The 13917-nt window shown below is 67.3% G+C and carries 21 protein-coding genes; 1 reads left to right on the top strand and 20 read right to left on the bottom strand.

Going from position 1 to position 13917, the window contains the following annotated elements:
• The first annotated feature begins 119 nt into the window (after positions 1–119).
• Positions 120–1151, top strand: coding sequence for a type I restriction enzyme HsdR N-terminal domain-containing protein (locus INQ48_13935; GenBank protein QRF60242.1), 1032 nt, complete (start codon positions 120–122; stop codon positions 1149–1151).
• On the opposite strand, the gene INQ48_13930 is transcribed toward INQ48_13935, so the two are convergent.
• The 20 genes from INQ48_13930 to INQ48_13835 all read right to left on the bottom strand — a co-directional run bounded on the left by INQ48_13930 (position 1148) and on the right by INQ48_13835 (position 13877).
• Complete coding sequence (locus INQ48_13930; GenBank protein ID QRF60726.1) at positions 1148–3385, bottom strand: hypothetical protein; 2238 nt, start codon at positions 3383–3385, stop codon at positions 1148–1150. The genes INQ48_13935 and INQ48_13930 overlap by 4 nt on opposite strands.
• 65 nt (positions 3386–3450) lie before the next feature.
• Positions 3451–4989, bottom strand: coding sequence for a terminase (locus INQ48_13925; GenBank protein QRF60241.1), 1539 nt, complete (start codon positions 4987–4989; stop codon positions 3451–3453).
• Positions 4979–5641, bottom strand: a complete 663-nt coding sequence (locus INQ48_13920) for a hypothetical protein (GenBank protein ID QRF60240.1) — start codon at positions 5639–5641, stop codon at positions 4979–4981. The genes INQ48_13925 and INQ48_13920 overlap by 11 nt, the downstream gene beginning before the upstream one ends.
• Positions 5642–5695: 54 nt before the next feature.
• Positions 5696–6409 (bottom strand): hypothetical protein, encoded by a 714-nt coding sequence (locus tag INQ48_13915; GenBank protein ID QRF60239.1) that lies wholly within the window; start codon positions 6407–6409, stop codon positions 5696–5698.
• A 112-nt stretch (positions 6410–6521) separates the two neighbouring features.
• Positions 6522–6812: a hypothetical protein gene (locus INQ48_13910; protein QRF60238.1), complete on the bottom strand. Its 291-nt coding sequence runs from the start codon at positions 6810–6812 to the stop codon at positions 6522–6524.
• A 144-nt stretch (positions 6813–6956) separates the two neighbouring features.
• Positions 6957–7163, bottom strand: coding sequence for a hypothetical protein (locus INQ48_13905; GenBank protein ID QRF60237.1), 207 nt, complete (start codon positions 7161–7163; stop codon positions 6957–6959).
• Between the two features lie 60 nt (positions 7164–7223).
• On the bottom strand, positions 7224–7688 hold the full coding sequence (locus tag INQ48_13900) for a hypothetical protein (protein ID QRF60236.1): 465 nt from the start codon (positions 7686–7688) through the stop codon (positions 7224–7226).
• Positions 7685–8017, bottom strand: a complete 333-nt coding sequence (locus tag INQ48_13895; protein QRF60235.1) for a hypothetical protein — start codon at positions 8015–8017, stop codon at positions 7685–7687. The genes INQ48_13900 and INQ48_13895 overlap by 4 nt, the downstream gene beginning before the upstream one ends.
• A 13-nt stretch (positions 8018–8030) precedes the next feature.
• Positions 8031–8354, bottom strand: coding sequence for a hypothetical protein (locus INQ48_13890; protein QRF60234.1), 324 nt, complete (start codon positions 8352–8354; stop codon positions 8031–8033).
• Positions 8355–8408: 54 nt separating this feature from the next.
• Entirely contained in the window at positions 8409–8918 is a 510-nt protein-coding gene (locus INQ48_13885; protein QRF60233.1) for a hypothetical protein, read from the bottom strand.
• Positions 8915–9379, bottom strand: a complete 465-nt coding sequence (locus INQ48_13880) for a hypothetical protein (GenBank protein QRF60232.1) — start codon at positions 9377–9379, stop codon at positions 8915–8917. Before INQ48_13880 ends, INQ48_13885 begins: the two co-directional genes overlap by 4 nt.
• On the bottom strand, positions 9352–9594 hold the full coding sequence (locus tag INQ48_13875) for a hypothetical protein (GenBank protein ID QRF60231.1): 243 nt from the start codon (positions 9592–9594) through the stop codon (positions 9352–9354). The genes INQ48_13880 and INQ48_13875 overlap by 28 nt, the downstream gene beginning before the upstream one ends.
• Entirely contained in the window at positions 9591–10109 is a 519-nt protein-coding gene (locus INQ48_13870) for a DUF1364 family protein (protein ID QRF60230.1), read from the bottom strand. Before INQ48_13870 ends, INQ48_13875 begins: the two co-directional genes overlap by 4 nt.
• Positions 10106–10651 (bottom strand): hypothetical protein, encoded by a 546-nt coding sequence (locus INQ48_13865; GenBank protein ID QRF60229.1) that lies wholly within the window; start codon positions 10649–10651, stop codon positions 10106–10108. The genes INQ48_13870 and INQ48_13865 overlap by 4 nt, the downstream gene beginning before the upstream one ends.
• Entirely contained in the window at positions 10648–11115 is a 468-nt protein-coding gene (locus tag INQ48_13860) for a hypothetical protein (GenBank protein QRF60228.1), read from the bottom strand. Before INQ48_13860 ends, INQ48_13865 begins: the two co-directional genes overlap by 4 nt.
• Positions 11112–11570 carry a RusA family crossover junction endodeoxyribonuclease gene (locus INQ48_13855; GenBank protein ID QRF60725.1) on the bottom strand — a complete coding sequence of 153 codons (459 nt, stop codon included), beginning with the start codon at positions 11568–11570 and terminating at the stop codon, positions 11112–11114. Before INQ48_13855 ends, INQ48_13860 begins: the two co-directional genes overlap by 4 nt.
• The gene (locus INQ48_13850) at positions 11570–11854 is read right to left on the bottom strand and encodes a hypothetical protein (GenBank protein ID QRF60227.1); all 285 of its coding nucleotides are present in this window, start codon (positions 11852–11854) and stop codon (positions 11570–11572) included. The genes INQ48_13855 and INQ48_13850 overlap by 1 nt, the downstream gene beginning before the upstream one ends.
• On the bottom strand, positions 11851–12276 hold the full coding sequence (locus tag INQ48_13845) for a hypothetical protein (GenBank protein QRF60226.1): 426 nt from the start codon (positions 12274–12276) through the stop codon (positions 11851–11853). Before INQ48_13845 ends, INQ48_13850 begins: the two co-directional genes overlap by 4 nt.
• Positions 12266–12853: a hypothetical protein gene (locus tag INQ48_13840; protein QRF60225.1), complete on the bottom strand. Its 588-nt coding sequence runs from the start codon at positions 12851–12853 to the stop codon at positions 12266–12268. The genes INQ48_13845 and INQ48_13840 overlap by 11 nt, the downstream gene beginning before the upstream one ends.
• A complete protein-coding gene (locus INQ48_13835) occupies positions 12840–13877 on the bottom strand; it encodes a hypothetical protein (GenBank protein ID QRF60224.1) in 1038 nt (345 codons plus the stop codon). The genes INQ48_13840 and INQ48_13835 overlap by 14 nt, the downstream gene beginning before the upstream one ends.
• Positions 13878–13917 lie beyond the last annotated feature (40 nt).

Genomic DNA, 13917 nt, shown 5'->3' with positions numbered 1-13917 from the left:
GGTTGCTTCGCCGGGATGGCGTTGCTGGGCGTGATGGTGTCGAGGGAGGGACAAGCGGGCGAACCCTACTGGGGGTGGTACTTCACCCTGCGCTACGCTTGCTGCAGGAGGGTCAGACCATGGGACCGAAAGCGCCAGTGTTCGAGGCGATGAATGAAGCGGATGTTCGAGAAGAAGTGCTCGCACCCCTCATCTGGAGGCTGGGCTATCAAACCGGCACCGTTCACAACGTGCGGAGGGAGCTCGAGTTGCGCTATAGCCGGACGCAACTCGGACGCGAGAAAGCGACCGATCCGCCCCTTCGAGGGAAGGCCGACTACATCCTCGAGGCAGGTGGAAAGGTTCGTTGGGTGATAGAGGCCAAGGCGCCGTCCGAGGTATTGGACGAATTGATTGAGGCTCAGGCATGGTCCTATGCAAACCACCCAGATGTCCGGGCTGTCTATTTTCTGGTGACGAATGGGCGACTATTCCGGCTCTATGTCACCAACCGGGGACCAGACGCCCCGCCTGCATTGGAATTTCAATTCGAAGAACTTGAGGCGAGAATGCAGGCGATCCTCAATACCTTGGCTCCGGCAAGTCTGTTGCGCGACTTCCCTGACGTGCAAATCGATGAAGGAGAGCCTCTCGGGCCCGGACTGCGGTCCACTGCGCGCATTAGCAGTGGACGTCTCCGGGTGGAAAGATTGGAACCGCCTATTGCCCCGGTCGATCGGCTGACGCTTTTCATCGTCGATGGCTTCGTTACCCGAAGGCCAGAGCGAGGGATCTCATTAACCTACCGTTCCGAGGTGGCTGTAGCCAAATTGCAAGCTATGAACGAGCAGATCGGCCTTAATTTTGTCGAGCTGCTTTCCGATGAGGATGTGTTTTCGACCGATCCAGCGCACCCTACGACGTTTCGAGCTTCGAAATCAGTCGTGGTGCCGAAAGGAACCCCTTCAATCGACATCAACACTTGGCAAGAAGGCGACGCGCCGGTAGACATGCACTTCCAGATGACATACGAGGCCATCGGACACTTGTCAGGTCAGGAACTGGTCGGCACCTTCACTTCAGCCATGCGGATGACGCTCGAGTTGCCCGGATTAGGAGAGCGATCGATCGACTTCCAGAACACGGGCAACTTTAACCTGACACTTGTTTAGGCTGGCACGTTATCGCTCGTGCGCTCGGTCTCGATGCCGCGTCCGCCACCATCCATCGGCGAACCTGGACTCGGTGCCACCGGCGGCAGCGCAGGGCTGGTGTTCTCCGCGACACCCGGCGTCCCCGTGGCGTCCATCACCGCAGCAGGTGGCAGCCCGGCCGGCACCGGCAGGTTCGGATCGACACCTGCCGGCGTCGGTTGCCGATAGCCCGCGGCCTCGGCCACGGCGTCCGCCACCGGCGCAATCTCCGGGTTCATCGCAATGGTCGCCGCGGTCTGGTTCGCCGAGTAGAGGCCCTCGACCACCGTCTTGAAGGAGTCGGCCAGGATCTTGCCGATCTCGGCGTCGAGCTTCTCCTTCGGATACCGCAGCGACAGCTCCTGCAGCTTGAGGTCGCGGGCGTCGGCCATGCGGGCCTGATTGACGGCCTCGTCGATGCGCTCCTGCATCTGCTCGGGCGTCATCTGCTGCGCGGCCTCGCGCACGGCCTTGATGATGTCCTCGCGGTTCGGCAGATCCATCAGGGCAATCAGGTACGGCATCGCGACCTGCTGGAACTGCGGCGGCATGGCCTTGAAGGCCTCCGACATGGCCGACAGTTGCTGGCTGCGGTAGCTCGGGGTGCTGGGCACGTCGTTGAGCGCGACCTTCAGCTTCGTGCGCTCGACGTCGTTGTCGAGATAGGTGATGCCGTCCTCGTCCTGGGCCGGCACGTTGAGCCGCACCTGCTTTTCGTCGCGCAGCGGGTCGCCCTTGATGGTGACGACCTCTTCCTTGCCAATGACATCCTCGACCAGCAGCGACAGCAGCAGGTCGCCGACCTCGGCGCGACTGGTCGAGAAGTTGTCGTTGACCTCGGCCAGGGCCTGGGTGCTCTGCTCGAGCTGGGTGGCCTCCTGCAGGCCGGAGTTGGCGCCGCTCTGTGCGCCCTGCAAGCTCGGCGAGATGCCGCTGACGCGCTGAATGCCCGCGCGCGAGTCTTGGAGCATCTGGTACTGCTGCTGGTTGAGCTCGAAGTCTCGTTCGACCTTGAATGTGGCGCCAGGCTTGGACATGTGCACCTGGTCGAGCAGGATGTCGGCATCGACGCGTGCCACCTCGCGCCGGAACTGGGCATCGGTGCCGTTGACGGCGCCCTTGGTGCGCGTCGTGCGCACCGCGGCCAGGCCCCAACGCAGCTTGCTGTTCGTCGCGTTGACGTTGTCCTGCATGTACATCATGCCGCGCACCAACCCGTAGGGCACGCCGGTGCGATCCTCCTTCTTGCCCCAGAACGGCACGTAGGGGAATTTCTGGTGCCGGTACGGCGTGGGTCCGTCGGAAAGGCGGTGCGGGCCCATCCACATCGACACTCGCATCTTCGGCACGATCGCCCATTCCGGCACCGTGGCGCCGATGGCGACGAACTGCACGTGCAGGGCATTGCGCTTGTCGTACTCGACGACGCGGCCGTCGGGCATCTTGAGCACCAGCACACGGCTCCAGCGCCGGTACCAGACCTCGAACAGGCACACGCGCTTGCCCGTCATGTCGCGCCACTGCTGCTCCTCGACACTCCAGCCACGCTGCTGGTCCCATGCGCTGACCAGGTCGGTCGACGTGCCGCCCTCGGTGGACCCTAGGCCTTCGTAGATCGGCCAGCCGCTGACGACCTGGCCGATCAGGTCGGCCTTGGCCGGGAACAACAGCTTGGCCTGCACCGTGGGCGTCCAGCGCCGGCGGATCAGGTAGCGGGCATCGCTGAGGTCTTCCTCCGTGGCCAGCATGTCCCACCAGATCTCGTTGCGGTGGATGGACTTGCACCGGTACGGGAACTGGAAGGGGTTCGGGTTGCGCGAGACCTCGACCCAACCGATGCCGGCCGCGACCTGGGTCTTGAAGGCGTCCGAGCAGGCCTTGTCCGCCTTGCTGTGGCGCTCGGCCTGGTTCAGCTTGAAGTTGAGCGCCTGCGCGACCTCGTCGCCGCTCTGATCCTGCGAGTCGGGCAGCACGCGCCAGTCGGCGCGGGTCTTCGCCTCGAGGCCGAGCACGGCATCGATCGCGGGCCCGATCAGCGGCTCGATCGCGGGCGGCATGCCGATCTGCTGCTGCTTCTGCAGGATCTCCGAGCTCAGCTGGTTGCCGTCGTAGTACTCCATCTCGCGATCGGCTTTCGCGCGCCAGGCCGGCTGCTCCTCGATCTCGTGGAAGAAGTCGGTGAACTCCTGCAGCGTTAGCGCGCCGGTCTGCATGTCGGTGTCGGGCGCGCCGGTGCGCGGGCCGTTGAGCTCGGTGGTCAGGGCTGTCATGGTGGTTCTCAGAAAGAGCGCCAGTCGGGATCCTCGCGAGGCGAGGTCTCGGCTAGAGCGACGGCTTCGGGGATGTCGGAAAGGAAGGTCTGCGCGACGCTGTCGCCCTTGTCGGGCGAGCGGCCGAGCTCCTCGCGGATCTCGTCCTTGTCACGGATCAGGATGGCGGCGAAGCGCCCGAGCTGCACAACCTTGTAGCGAACGGCGCAGAGGTCGGCGGTGAGCTCGGGATCGGGCGGCAGGGCAAGCGGGTCCTCGGCCGTGGGGTCGAGCGCCTCGCGCAGCAGCCAGTACATCTCGGCGCGCTTGTTGCGGAAGCGAAGGTTGCCGGTCTTGTCGATGGCGTCGCTCTTCTCCGAGCCGACGACGGGGACGCAGAGCACGCCGAGACCCACGAGGAAGTCGAGCACCGAGGTGCCGACGCCGATCGCGTCCACAGCCACCGGCGCCCCGTTGCGGATGAGCGGCACCACGAAGGCCGCGCCCTTGGGGCCGTCGTTGGTCGCGATGCCAGGCACCGTCACGAGCTCGTCGATCCAGCTGCCATGCCGGCGCGCGGCCGACGAGTTGTCGAGGCCGCCGCGGGCAACGTCGTAGCCAAGGGCCGTCATCGGCCCCTTCTTGTCCTTGGGCTTCCAGCGCGCCTGGGCCGCTTTGATCCACTCCGTGGGGATCAGCTGCCAGACCGGATCGGTTCGGCCGGCCAGGAAGTCGCCGCGCAGCATCTGCGAGCGTAGCGGCTCCGGCAGGGCCTGCAGCGTGGCCTTGTATCCCGTGGTGCTGAGATAGAGGTTGTCGTCGACGCTGGACGGGATGAAGGTCCGGCTCTTCGGCGTCATCAGTTCCTTGCCGACCATCACCGGCTCGGGCCCGGGCACCTCCATGTCCTTGCCGGCCTCGTCGGTGACGAACCACCGCAGCTCGCCCGGCTTGGCCGGGTTCGGGTGCTTGGGGTCGAGCCAGGGCGCCCAGAACCTGATCACCCACTCGCCCTCGCTGCTGGTCGGAGGGTTGCCGGCGCAGATCACGCGCTGGCGCACCTTCGGGTTGTCGGTGCGCATCCAGCCGATCAGCGTGCGGAACTGCAGCTCCAGGAAGTGGGTGATCTCGTCGAAGAGCTTGGCGTCGTGGGGCCGGCCCTGGTACTTCGTCCAGTCGTCGGGCTCCTTCACGCTGCCGAGTTCGAGCACGCGCTTGCCCGGCAGGCGCCAGACGCCGTCCTGGCTGTTGTAACCCTTGCGGGTGCCCAGGATCTTGGCCATACGCTCCTCGATGCCGACCAGCTGAACGGCCTCGCGCCGGAAGATGATGCTGTGCTCCTGCTCGGTGAGCGACGCGCCCAGCAGCAGGTCGGTCTTGCCGCCGCCGGCCGAGCCGCCGTAGAAGAGGATGTCGGCCTTCGACTCCAGCGCGGCCATCTGCGGGCCGACCTGGGGCATCCACAGCGGCAGGCCGTCGGTCAGCAGCAGGTCGAGTTCGGCCCGCTCGCCGTCCGAGAGGAACGGCATCAGCTTCACGAGCTCGGGAACGTCGATGTCAGGCGCCATCGGCCGCCCTCTTCCGCGCGATCGCGAACAGCGCGGCCAGACGGCTGGCGCGCTCGGCGTCGGTCAGCTTGCTGACGATGCCGCCTTCGTCAGGCTGGATCTTGTCGATGCCGTAGGCCTCGCGCTCGCCGCGGCGGATCTTCTCGTCGACTTCGGACAGCTGCTTCAGAGCAGCGATGCGCGTCGGCAGGGTCAAGCCTGGCGCGGGCTGCGGGTCGGCCGCGTCCTCACCCTTCTCACCGTCGGCGGCCTCTGGCGCCGGCGCGGCCGTCGGCGTGGCAGCCTGCTCGAGCTCCGACAGCAAGCCGTCGCGCAGCGCGGAGAGCTTCGTCAGCCCGGCGCGGTGCGCCATCTGCACGCGGTAGACAGCGTTCGCGTTGGCGTCGACGACGACTTTGTCGGGGATTTGGTTCGCAGCGCGAACTTCATTGCGAACCGCTTCCCTGCGAACCAGATCGTCGGCCTTGGCCTGGATGGCGGCGGAGAGGTCGCGGGTCCAGTCCTCGGCCTTGGCCCGCTTGCGGATCGCCGTCTCGGAGAGGCCGTGCTCGCGGGCGATCTGGCGGATGCTCTTGATGCCGGCGCGGAAGTCGGCCTCGATGGTCGGCCAGTGGGCTATCGGCTTGTCTTCAGGTTCGCGCGCGTCTGTCATGGGCCGGGATGATTCCCGGGGCGGTGCGAACTTGCGAACCTTAGTGGGGGTCGCCTAGATCAGCAGATCAAGGATTGCGCGCCCAAGCTTCCAGAGTATTACCGCGACCGCCACGCCAGCGATCCCCAGCGGCCACGCATGCGCGACAGCTCCCTTCGACAGTACGGCGGCCTCCACTTCTGCGCGCCGATTCATCCACCAATTCAACCGCGGACTCATCGAATAGCGAGTGACGCTCCTGGTGGCATTAGCGCCCAGGTCTCTGTCAAACGATAGAACGATCGACAGATTGTGGTCCAGTCCAAGTGCTGGCGGCCCTCCACTGGCACGGGACAGCTTCGCGTGAATTCGAGCCGTTCGAAAGTCGTCGGACCGACCACGATTGCGCCCCACTTGCTCGATGAACGAATTGATGGAGTCACGGAACGCGCCTGGTGGGAGCGCTCGTCGCTCGATAGCGCGGCCGAGTCGAGCGATATGCCTTTCTAGAAGTTCCGCAAACCGCGCCTGCTGAGCGATCGCAAGCGCACTCCTTCCTTTTTCTGCCTCATCCGAGTACAGGTACCTCACGAGGCAATAGTTCAGCAGTACCAAACCTGCTAACCAAACTTTCCAGGCTGGCAATACAAAAGTGGCGGACTCAGGCTTTTCGCCGAGAAGTCTTCCAGCAATAGCCGAAAGCGGCACATCGAGCCAAGCCAGCAGCAAGATTACAGAGGACACAGCGACCAAGTTGCGCCGAACTTTCGCGTCTTCATCTTCAACCATCGACCCTCCAAAACATTAGAAGGTCAATTCTCTGACAGAGAGGGCGATTCTCGAAAGGTCAGCGGTTGCCTCCGGCCCTGCTCTTGCTACAGCGGCTTGCCCTTCGGGGTGATCAGGTCGACGGGCACATGTGCCAGCCCGGCATGAGGCGGGGCCGCTCGCGCTTGGCCAGGCTCAAGGCGTGGGCGCAGGCCTGCACCAGATCGACCGGGCGGGCGGCCAGGCGCAGCGCCGGCTGCTCGAACTTCTCCACCACGGCTCGCGCGGTCTCGATCGCGAAGTCGCGCGCGGCGACCACGATGCAGCGCGCCTGGTGGAACGCGGTGGAGCAGGCGCCGGCCACGGCCAGCATGCAGCCAGCGACGAGAACGGCGAACGAGCGGAACGAACGGGCGTGAGCCATGAGGGAGAACCTCCGAGGTGGTGTGCCGCGGCTATCGGCGGGAACCCCTTGCCATGGCGGGGAGGAGTGGTGCTGGTCACCGGCCAGGTCGGGCGCGCCCGCTTAGCCACCGCGCGGCGCACGCGCGGCGGACCCTGCCGGTGATCAGGCGTTCGGCGCGGGCTGGAGCGTGCGCACCAGCGGCAGTTCGGGCGCGCCCACGAAATCGCCGTGCTCGCGGATCTTGATCTCGCCGTCACCGTGGACCAGGAAGGCATGGTGAGCGCCGGGCTGCAGGAGCGTCGCGCCGGACTCGGTCTCGACGGCGACCTGCTTGTTGCCGGTGATGGCGATGTGGACGGTGGTGGTCATGGGGGCCTCAATGTGTTGACAGGCCCGAATCTTCTGGCCGCCCCACTGCGCGCCCAATCCCTACTGGGGTGCCGACACGTGGCCGGCGAGCTGCAGGATGTCGATGCCCCCGCCGACACCGTTGCAGACCTCGCTGGCAATCCGCACCGCCGTCTCCGCGTCATGGCCCAGGGCCAAAACCGCCAGCGCGGCATCGGTGCCGGCGCCGATCGCGTGCCGGTCGTTCAGGAACTCCAGCGGGTACGGGCCGGACTCGTAGACCTGCACGCGCCCGGCCGTCGTGATCACCATCACCATGGCCGTGTTGGCCTTTCCCGGCCGGCACTCGGCCGGAAAGCTGTCCGGCTTCGCGCCGGCCTTCACCCATTCCGCCAGCTCTCGCGCCAGCGCGGCGTCGCCGGCCACGCCGAGCAGGCGGCCGTCGGCCAGGCGCTGGATCTTGGTCATGAGCGTGCACTTGATGTACCTGGTGCCGGCCTCTCGGTCGGCGGCCAGGGTCTTGCCGTCCCAAACGATGACCGTCACGCGGCAGCCCCCGGCTGCGCCCAGCGCGCCATGTCCTCATCGGCCGCCTCGACCGGGTCCGGCCACTCGGCGAAGGGCCTCGGCGTGTAGTGGCCCGGCGCGCCCGTCATGCAGTTCAGCGAGTAGCAGGTCTGAGCGCACTCCTCGGCCGCCTCGTTCGGGATGCTGTCGCCGCAGCGCTCCTGGTAGCGCGCCTTGGCCGCCGTCAGCCAGGCGGTCAGCTTCTGCTCGGCCTCGGCGCGCACGGGCGCCAGCGCCGCGTCTTCGACCGCGCGCATCAGCACTCCCACGGCAAAGCCCCTGGGGTTGAGTTTCTTCCTGGGCATCATGCCGGCGTGCTCCTCAGGGCAGCTCGAGGCGGCTGAGAGCGTCGCGGGCCTGCGTGTCGAGGCCGCGCACGCGCCGCAGCACATCGTGCAGCGCGCCGCCGAGATCGGTGTAGGCCGGCCCTTCGACGGCGCTGCCGGTGGCCGAGGGGCCCTCCGCGCGCATGACCGGACCGATGCGCTGAACCAGCATGCCGAGCGACGTCGACGCGGATTCCGCGGCGTCCTTCAGCTGACCAAGCAGGTCGGGGATCTCGCGCTCGCGCGGCTGGGCGTCGCCGGCGGGGATGGCGGGGATGGCGCGGCCCATCGTTAGGCCGCTGGTGGAACTGAGGTTCATGGTCTTCTCCTGGTTGAAGTGGGCCGGAGCCCGGGGTTGTGGCCTCGCGGCCGGTTATGTGAAGGTGATCTCGGTCTGCTCGGGGATGCCCTGCAGCTTGCGCAGCACGTCGTCGCGGTCCTTCTCGCGCGCCGCGGCCGCGACCTGGTGCCGGCGCAGCTCGGCCACGCTGTCGGCGAGCTCGCGCGCGTTCTGCAGGCCGGCCAGCTCCTCGGCGCTGCCACGGAACAGCGAGCCGATGCGGCGCTGGTCGGAAGGGTTGAGGTCGAGGCAGGTGTCGCCGACCTCGAGCTTGGCCATGCCGTTGGGCAGCACGGTCAGCGAGATGGCCTGCGCCGGCGGCAGATCCTCGACCGGCTCGAAGACGCCGGGCGCGACGCGGCGCAGGCGGCCGTCCTCGAGCATCCGCTTGACGTGGTCGTCGACCACGCTGTAGCTCTGGCCCGTCATCTCCTTGACGACGGAGCGCGTCGCGATCCGGCCGGCGTTGTGCAGGTCGAGGATCGTCTGGTAGACCAGCTCGCCGACGTTGCGGCGCTGCGGCGGTGGTGGCTTCTGGTTCATCGGGCTCCGGTGGTGGGAGTGGCGTGTTGGGGCGCGAGGTTCGCCAGCACCGCGGCGAAGTCGCTCATGTGGACGTGGTGGCCGCGCAGCTTCAGCTCGAGCTCGCACGCGGAATCGGTCAGGCTGCGGCGCGCGAAGGTCGGCACCAGGCGCTCGGCCGCGCGCAGCCCGCTGTCGATCGAGGCGCGGCGCTCATCGGAAATGTCTTCTTGGCCAGCCAGGTCGAAGACGGAGTTGACGGCGCCGCGGATGATGCGGATGTCGACTTGCTCGGCATCGCTGTGCTCGGCCACCGCAGCGCCCAGCACCACGAAGAAGACGCGGCCGGCGGCATTGACCATGCCCTCGCTGCTGTTGCCGATCAGCGTGTGGATGCGGGCTGTGACCGTGGTGCTGTGCCACTGCTTCTCGATCACGGCCCGCTCGAGCAGGCTCAGCTTTGGCTCGCGGCGTCGGTGCACGGCGTGCTCCTCGTGAAACGGTACCGGCCGACGGCGTTGCGCTCGATGCAGCCCTTCTTCTCGAGCGCGATGAGGTACTCGAAGCCGGCATTCGGGCTGCGGAAGCCGAAATGGCGCGCGATCTCCGGGCCGGCCGGCAGCTGATCGTTCTCGGCGAAGAACTCGCGCATGAACGCGAGCACGTCGGCCTGCTTGGGCGTGAGGGCGGCGCTCATGGGGTGAACAGGACCACCGGGGTCGCGTTGAGGAGATCGAGGGCCCAGCGCACGGCGTCGCGGTCGCGCTGCGGCAGCGACATGTCGGCCAGCACAGCGCGCCAGTGCAGCACCTGGTCGGCGTGCGCGCGCATGAAGGTGGCCAGCTTCTTCTCAGCCGGCGCCGGCCCTTGGTCGAGCCACCGGTGACAGGCCACGCAGCCGGGCACGTGGTATTGGTCGTTGGCCTTGCGGGCCAGGCCCTTGCCGTGCCGGATGAGGTTGCTGTGGCAGGGCACGGTGGTGTCCGTGCCACCAACGCAGATGCCCGGCACCAGCAGCAGGCACGGCCGCCCGCGGACCATCCCCAGCAGGTGCGGGTTCCGAGCGCGCGCCGTCTTCGGCCGCGCGGGCGCCGGCGCGGCGCCGATCGCTGCGGGCATCCGGAACGCAGTCGACGGGGTCGGCGTCGAGCGAACGCGATCAGGATCGCGGTGCTGGTGCGGCGCGCGGCGCGCGATCGAGCGCTCCTTCATGCTCCGGCTCCCTCGCGGCGGTCGGCCAGCACCGTCTCGAGCATCTCCTGGCGCCGCGGCTCGGGAAGATGCGGCCACAGCCGGCGCAGCGCGTAGGGCGTGCGCAGGAACGCCACCATGGCCTCGTGGACCTCGCGCATCTCGTCGTCGCTGCAGTGCTCGTAGGCGGTGCTGCGCGGCACGAACTTCATGGGGCCGCCGTCGTGCCGCTGGTACTCGCCCCACCCTGCCCCGGTCTTCAGCCAGTTGCGGAAGGGCTCGAGCTGGCCCCAGCGCTCCTGGCTCTCGAACAGCCGCTGCTCCATGCCCATGTGCATGCGGTGGAACGGGCCCGAGCGCTCGACCACGTTGTCGAGCTGGAAGACCTGGCCAGGCTCGGCCTTCCAGATGCGACCCCAGAACCGGCGCCAGCGCGCCTCGTGCTGGGCATTGAGCCCGCGGATGCCGTCGAAGATAAAGCGGCGCACGACGGACAGGTCGCGCTCGCTCCAGGCCTCGAGCGGCTGGGCCTTCATGATGAGGATGGCAGATGGCTTCGTCATTGGTCGCAACCCTTCCCGACGTCTTGGCCGTCGTCGCTCGTGAACAGCCGCCAGTGCACCCAGCCGGCGCGCTCGCAATGAAATCCCCAGTGCCGGTACCGCGGCCCGGTGATGAAGAGCGTCCAGCAGCGCCCGTGCGTGAGCTCAATGCGATGGGCTATGCGGCCGGAGCGGCGGAAGCGCCAATCTCCAGCGCTGCGCACGGTCTTCTGGTGCACGCCGCCCGCGAGGATCTCGTGCTCGGTGTACTGCCCCTCGAGCAGAACGCTCAGATTCACCCATGGGTGATCGTGCAGGGCTCGGTCGTCGTCGCTGCGCAGGAACTCGTGCACGTAGACGTTGAAGATCGGGTTGCGGGGGATCAGCCACCAGCGGCGGAGGTACGGGCGCTCCTCGCCGCCGATCACGACATCGGGCCGGCGGCCGCGGGCCCAGTCCAGGATTCGTTCGCGCAGCCGCTTCATGCCACAGCTCCGAGTAGGTCCACCTGCGCCGGCGCGTCGGCGCCGAGCAGTTCGACGCGCACGCCGACGCCGGGCGCCACGCTGTAGAACTTCGACACCGCGATGTCGACCACCTGGACGTCGTCTTTCCACACCACGCCATTCATCGCGTCGAATACGGCCTTGATGACGTTGTCCGCGTCGGGCTTGCTTGTCGGTCGGATCTCGCCGGCGGCCGCGGCGCGCTGCTTCTTCTGCGACCAGCTCGCCGGGATCTGGCAGTCGATGCGCAGCTTGACGTCGCAGGCCCCCTCGATCAGCGCCGCGCCGGCCATGGCCTGCTGCGCCGAGTACTTCACGAGGTTCTCGTAGTTCACGGTCTTCTCGGGCGTGAACATGCGGGCATGGGCGCCCACCTTGCCGATGCGTGGGCGGCCTTTGCCGTAGGGCTGGCCCGGCACGTGGAATTGAAGAATCACAGGTCTCCTTTCGATGCGCGCGCGACGCGCACTTGACTGGTGGTGGGAATCGCCCGCGTCAACGCGCGCGCCTCGGCGAGACGGCCATCGAAAGCGGCCGCGATGTGGGTCATCTGGTGGTTCGACGGGTGGCGCGACCAAGCAACGAGACCGAACTCGATGCCGCAATGCAGCGCCTCGTGGAACACGTCCGGGCCCCAGCCGCAGATGACGCGGGCGTCATCAGGATCCAGCGCCCCTAGGCGCAGCAGCTTGTGCAGGGTGATGGCCTTCTCGATCATTCGAATTCCTCGAACGGCGCGACAGGGGATGGCTCCTGCTTCTTCTGGATGGCCTCGCGCACGCGGGCTTCCACGAATTTCACGAGCCGATGTCCCCACTGCCCATAGCTGCAGTCGACCGGTGGTGCCAGTTCGGCCGCGTACTGGCCGCCGAGCGCCGGCTGCAGTCGAGTCCAGGCCTTGGCCAGGGCGGCCTTGTCGATCTCGACCTTCAGGTGAGCCGTGCGACAGGCGTTGATCTCGTAGGTCACGCACTCCCAGTCCAGCAGGATCTGGGTGACGCGCTCGACCTCGCGGCCGGTCATGCCGTAGTGGTAGCAGCAGATGCCAGGCGCATGCGGCCCTGCGAGAAAAATGCCGCCCGTCATGGGGCAGAAGTTCACGAGGCATCGGTACTGCCGGCCGTCGGTCTCAGTGGTCATGGCTCACCTCGATGCGAGCGATGGCGCCCAGCGCGAGGGCCGCCACCTTAGCGGCGCCGGGCAGTTGCGGCACCTTCTCCTGCGCCTGCTGGAGCGTGAGGCGCCCTTTGTCGACCGCCTCTCGCAAGACAGCGCTCTGCCCTTCTAGGTCATGGCCGAGCGATGCCCACCACGACACCGGCCGCGCGGCGTCGCGCGCAGCGTTCACCGCCTTCGCATACGCCTCACGGAATGCGAAGCGCGCGGCGGTGCGGTCGCCCTCGCGCAGGAGCGGGCGCACCACGCCGAACGCGGCCGACATCTCGTCGGTCCACACGACCGACATCTGCTCGTCGAAGGGCAGCATCGCCCACGCTTCATCGACGCCCGGGCGGCCATCGTCGAGACGGCTGACCACGTCCTGCACCGTCAGCACGCCGCGTACCTCGCGCCGGCACCGCGTCAGCGCGCCGAGAACGGCCGCCTCCGGGTACAGCGATAGGTCCTGGACGAACATCCGCGCCGCGGCTTCGCTGAAGGTGCGCCCGCAAAGCTCGGCAGTCACCGCGACGGCCTGGATGAGCTCAATGCTGGCCATGGGCCTCCTTCTGCCGAGCCTCGGCAAGGATGCCGGCGAAGGCATTGGCGTTGGTCTGGGTCTGATCGGCCTGGCGCGCCTGCGTGGCCGTGGCGTGGCGGCCGGTCGCCCACTCGGTGCGCAACTTCTCCGCGTCCATGAGCAGCATTCCGACGGAGTGGCCCGCCTGGACGTATCGCTGGTTGTTGCTGCGGACGTAGTGCGCCGCCACGGCCGGCGCCTCCTCGGCGCCGATTCGAGCCACCAGGTTCGCCAGTTGCCCGTTCACCATCGCGTTGCGCAGCGGCGCCACGCCGTAGCGGACCTCGTAGCTGTTCGCGTAGGCCTTCCAGGTCCCCACCGTCGGCGCCTCGGGCTTTGGCTCGGCCGCCTTGCGCGGCTTCGCGGCTGGCGGCGGTGCAGCCGGCGGCGGCGGTGCCGGAGGCGCCCCCGCAAACAGTCCGGGATCAGGGATCAGGGTTCCGGAATCCGGTATCCGGGAAGGGGGATCAGGAATCAGGGATCCGGAATCAGCACGGCTAGACCCCCTTGCCAAGTCGTCTCTTGGGGGGGCAAGCCCTGGGCTGGCCTCAGGCTTGCCCGGGGCTTCATCGACTTCCGATGCACCATCCGCCTCAGGCTCGACCGAGGCTTTACCTTCATCGGAAGGTGGGTCGGCCTCAGGCTTGAAGTACTTGCCATCCCCATCAAGCCTCAGGCTCGGGTGCACTGGCAACGTGCTCGGCGGCTCCCGATGATGAGGGTTCTGATGCTTGCCGAAGGCGAGGATCTGGATTAGGCGCTGCCCGTTGATCTCGTAGCGCAGGATGAAGTCCCGCTGCTCCAACTCGACCAGCAGCGGCTCGACATCGAGTGAATCGAAACGGAAGAGCTCACCTTTGATGCGCTTCGGTCGATCTTCGAGGCGCCCTTCCCTGTCTGCCAGCGTCGGCAGCAGCGCAAAGCACAGCCGCGCCTGGAAGGAGCATTCCGCGAGATCTTCGTTTGTGGAGAACCCGGGTTTGATGTTGCGTGCGCGGGCCATCAGCCTCCCTTCCGCAGATTGCGAGCGATCGCGAGAGACG

Source organism: Variovorax paradoxus (assembly GCA_016806145.1).
In the GTDB taxonomy this organism is placed as follows: Bacteria; Pseudomonadota; Gammaproteobacteria; order Burkholderiales; family Burkholderiaceae_C; genus Variovorax.
Note: the sequence above shows the minus strand (reverse complement) of the source record. Positions and strands in the feature narration are given on the sequence as shown.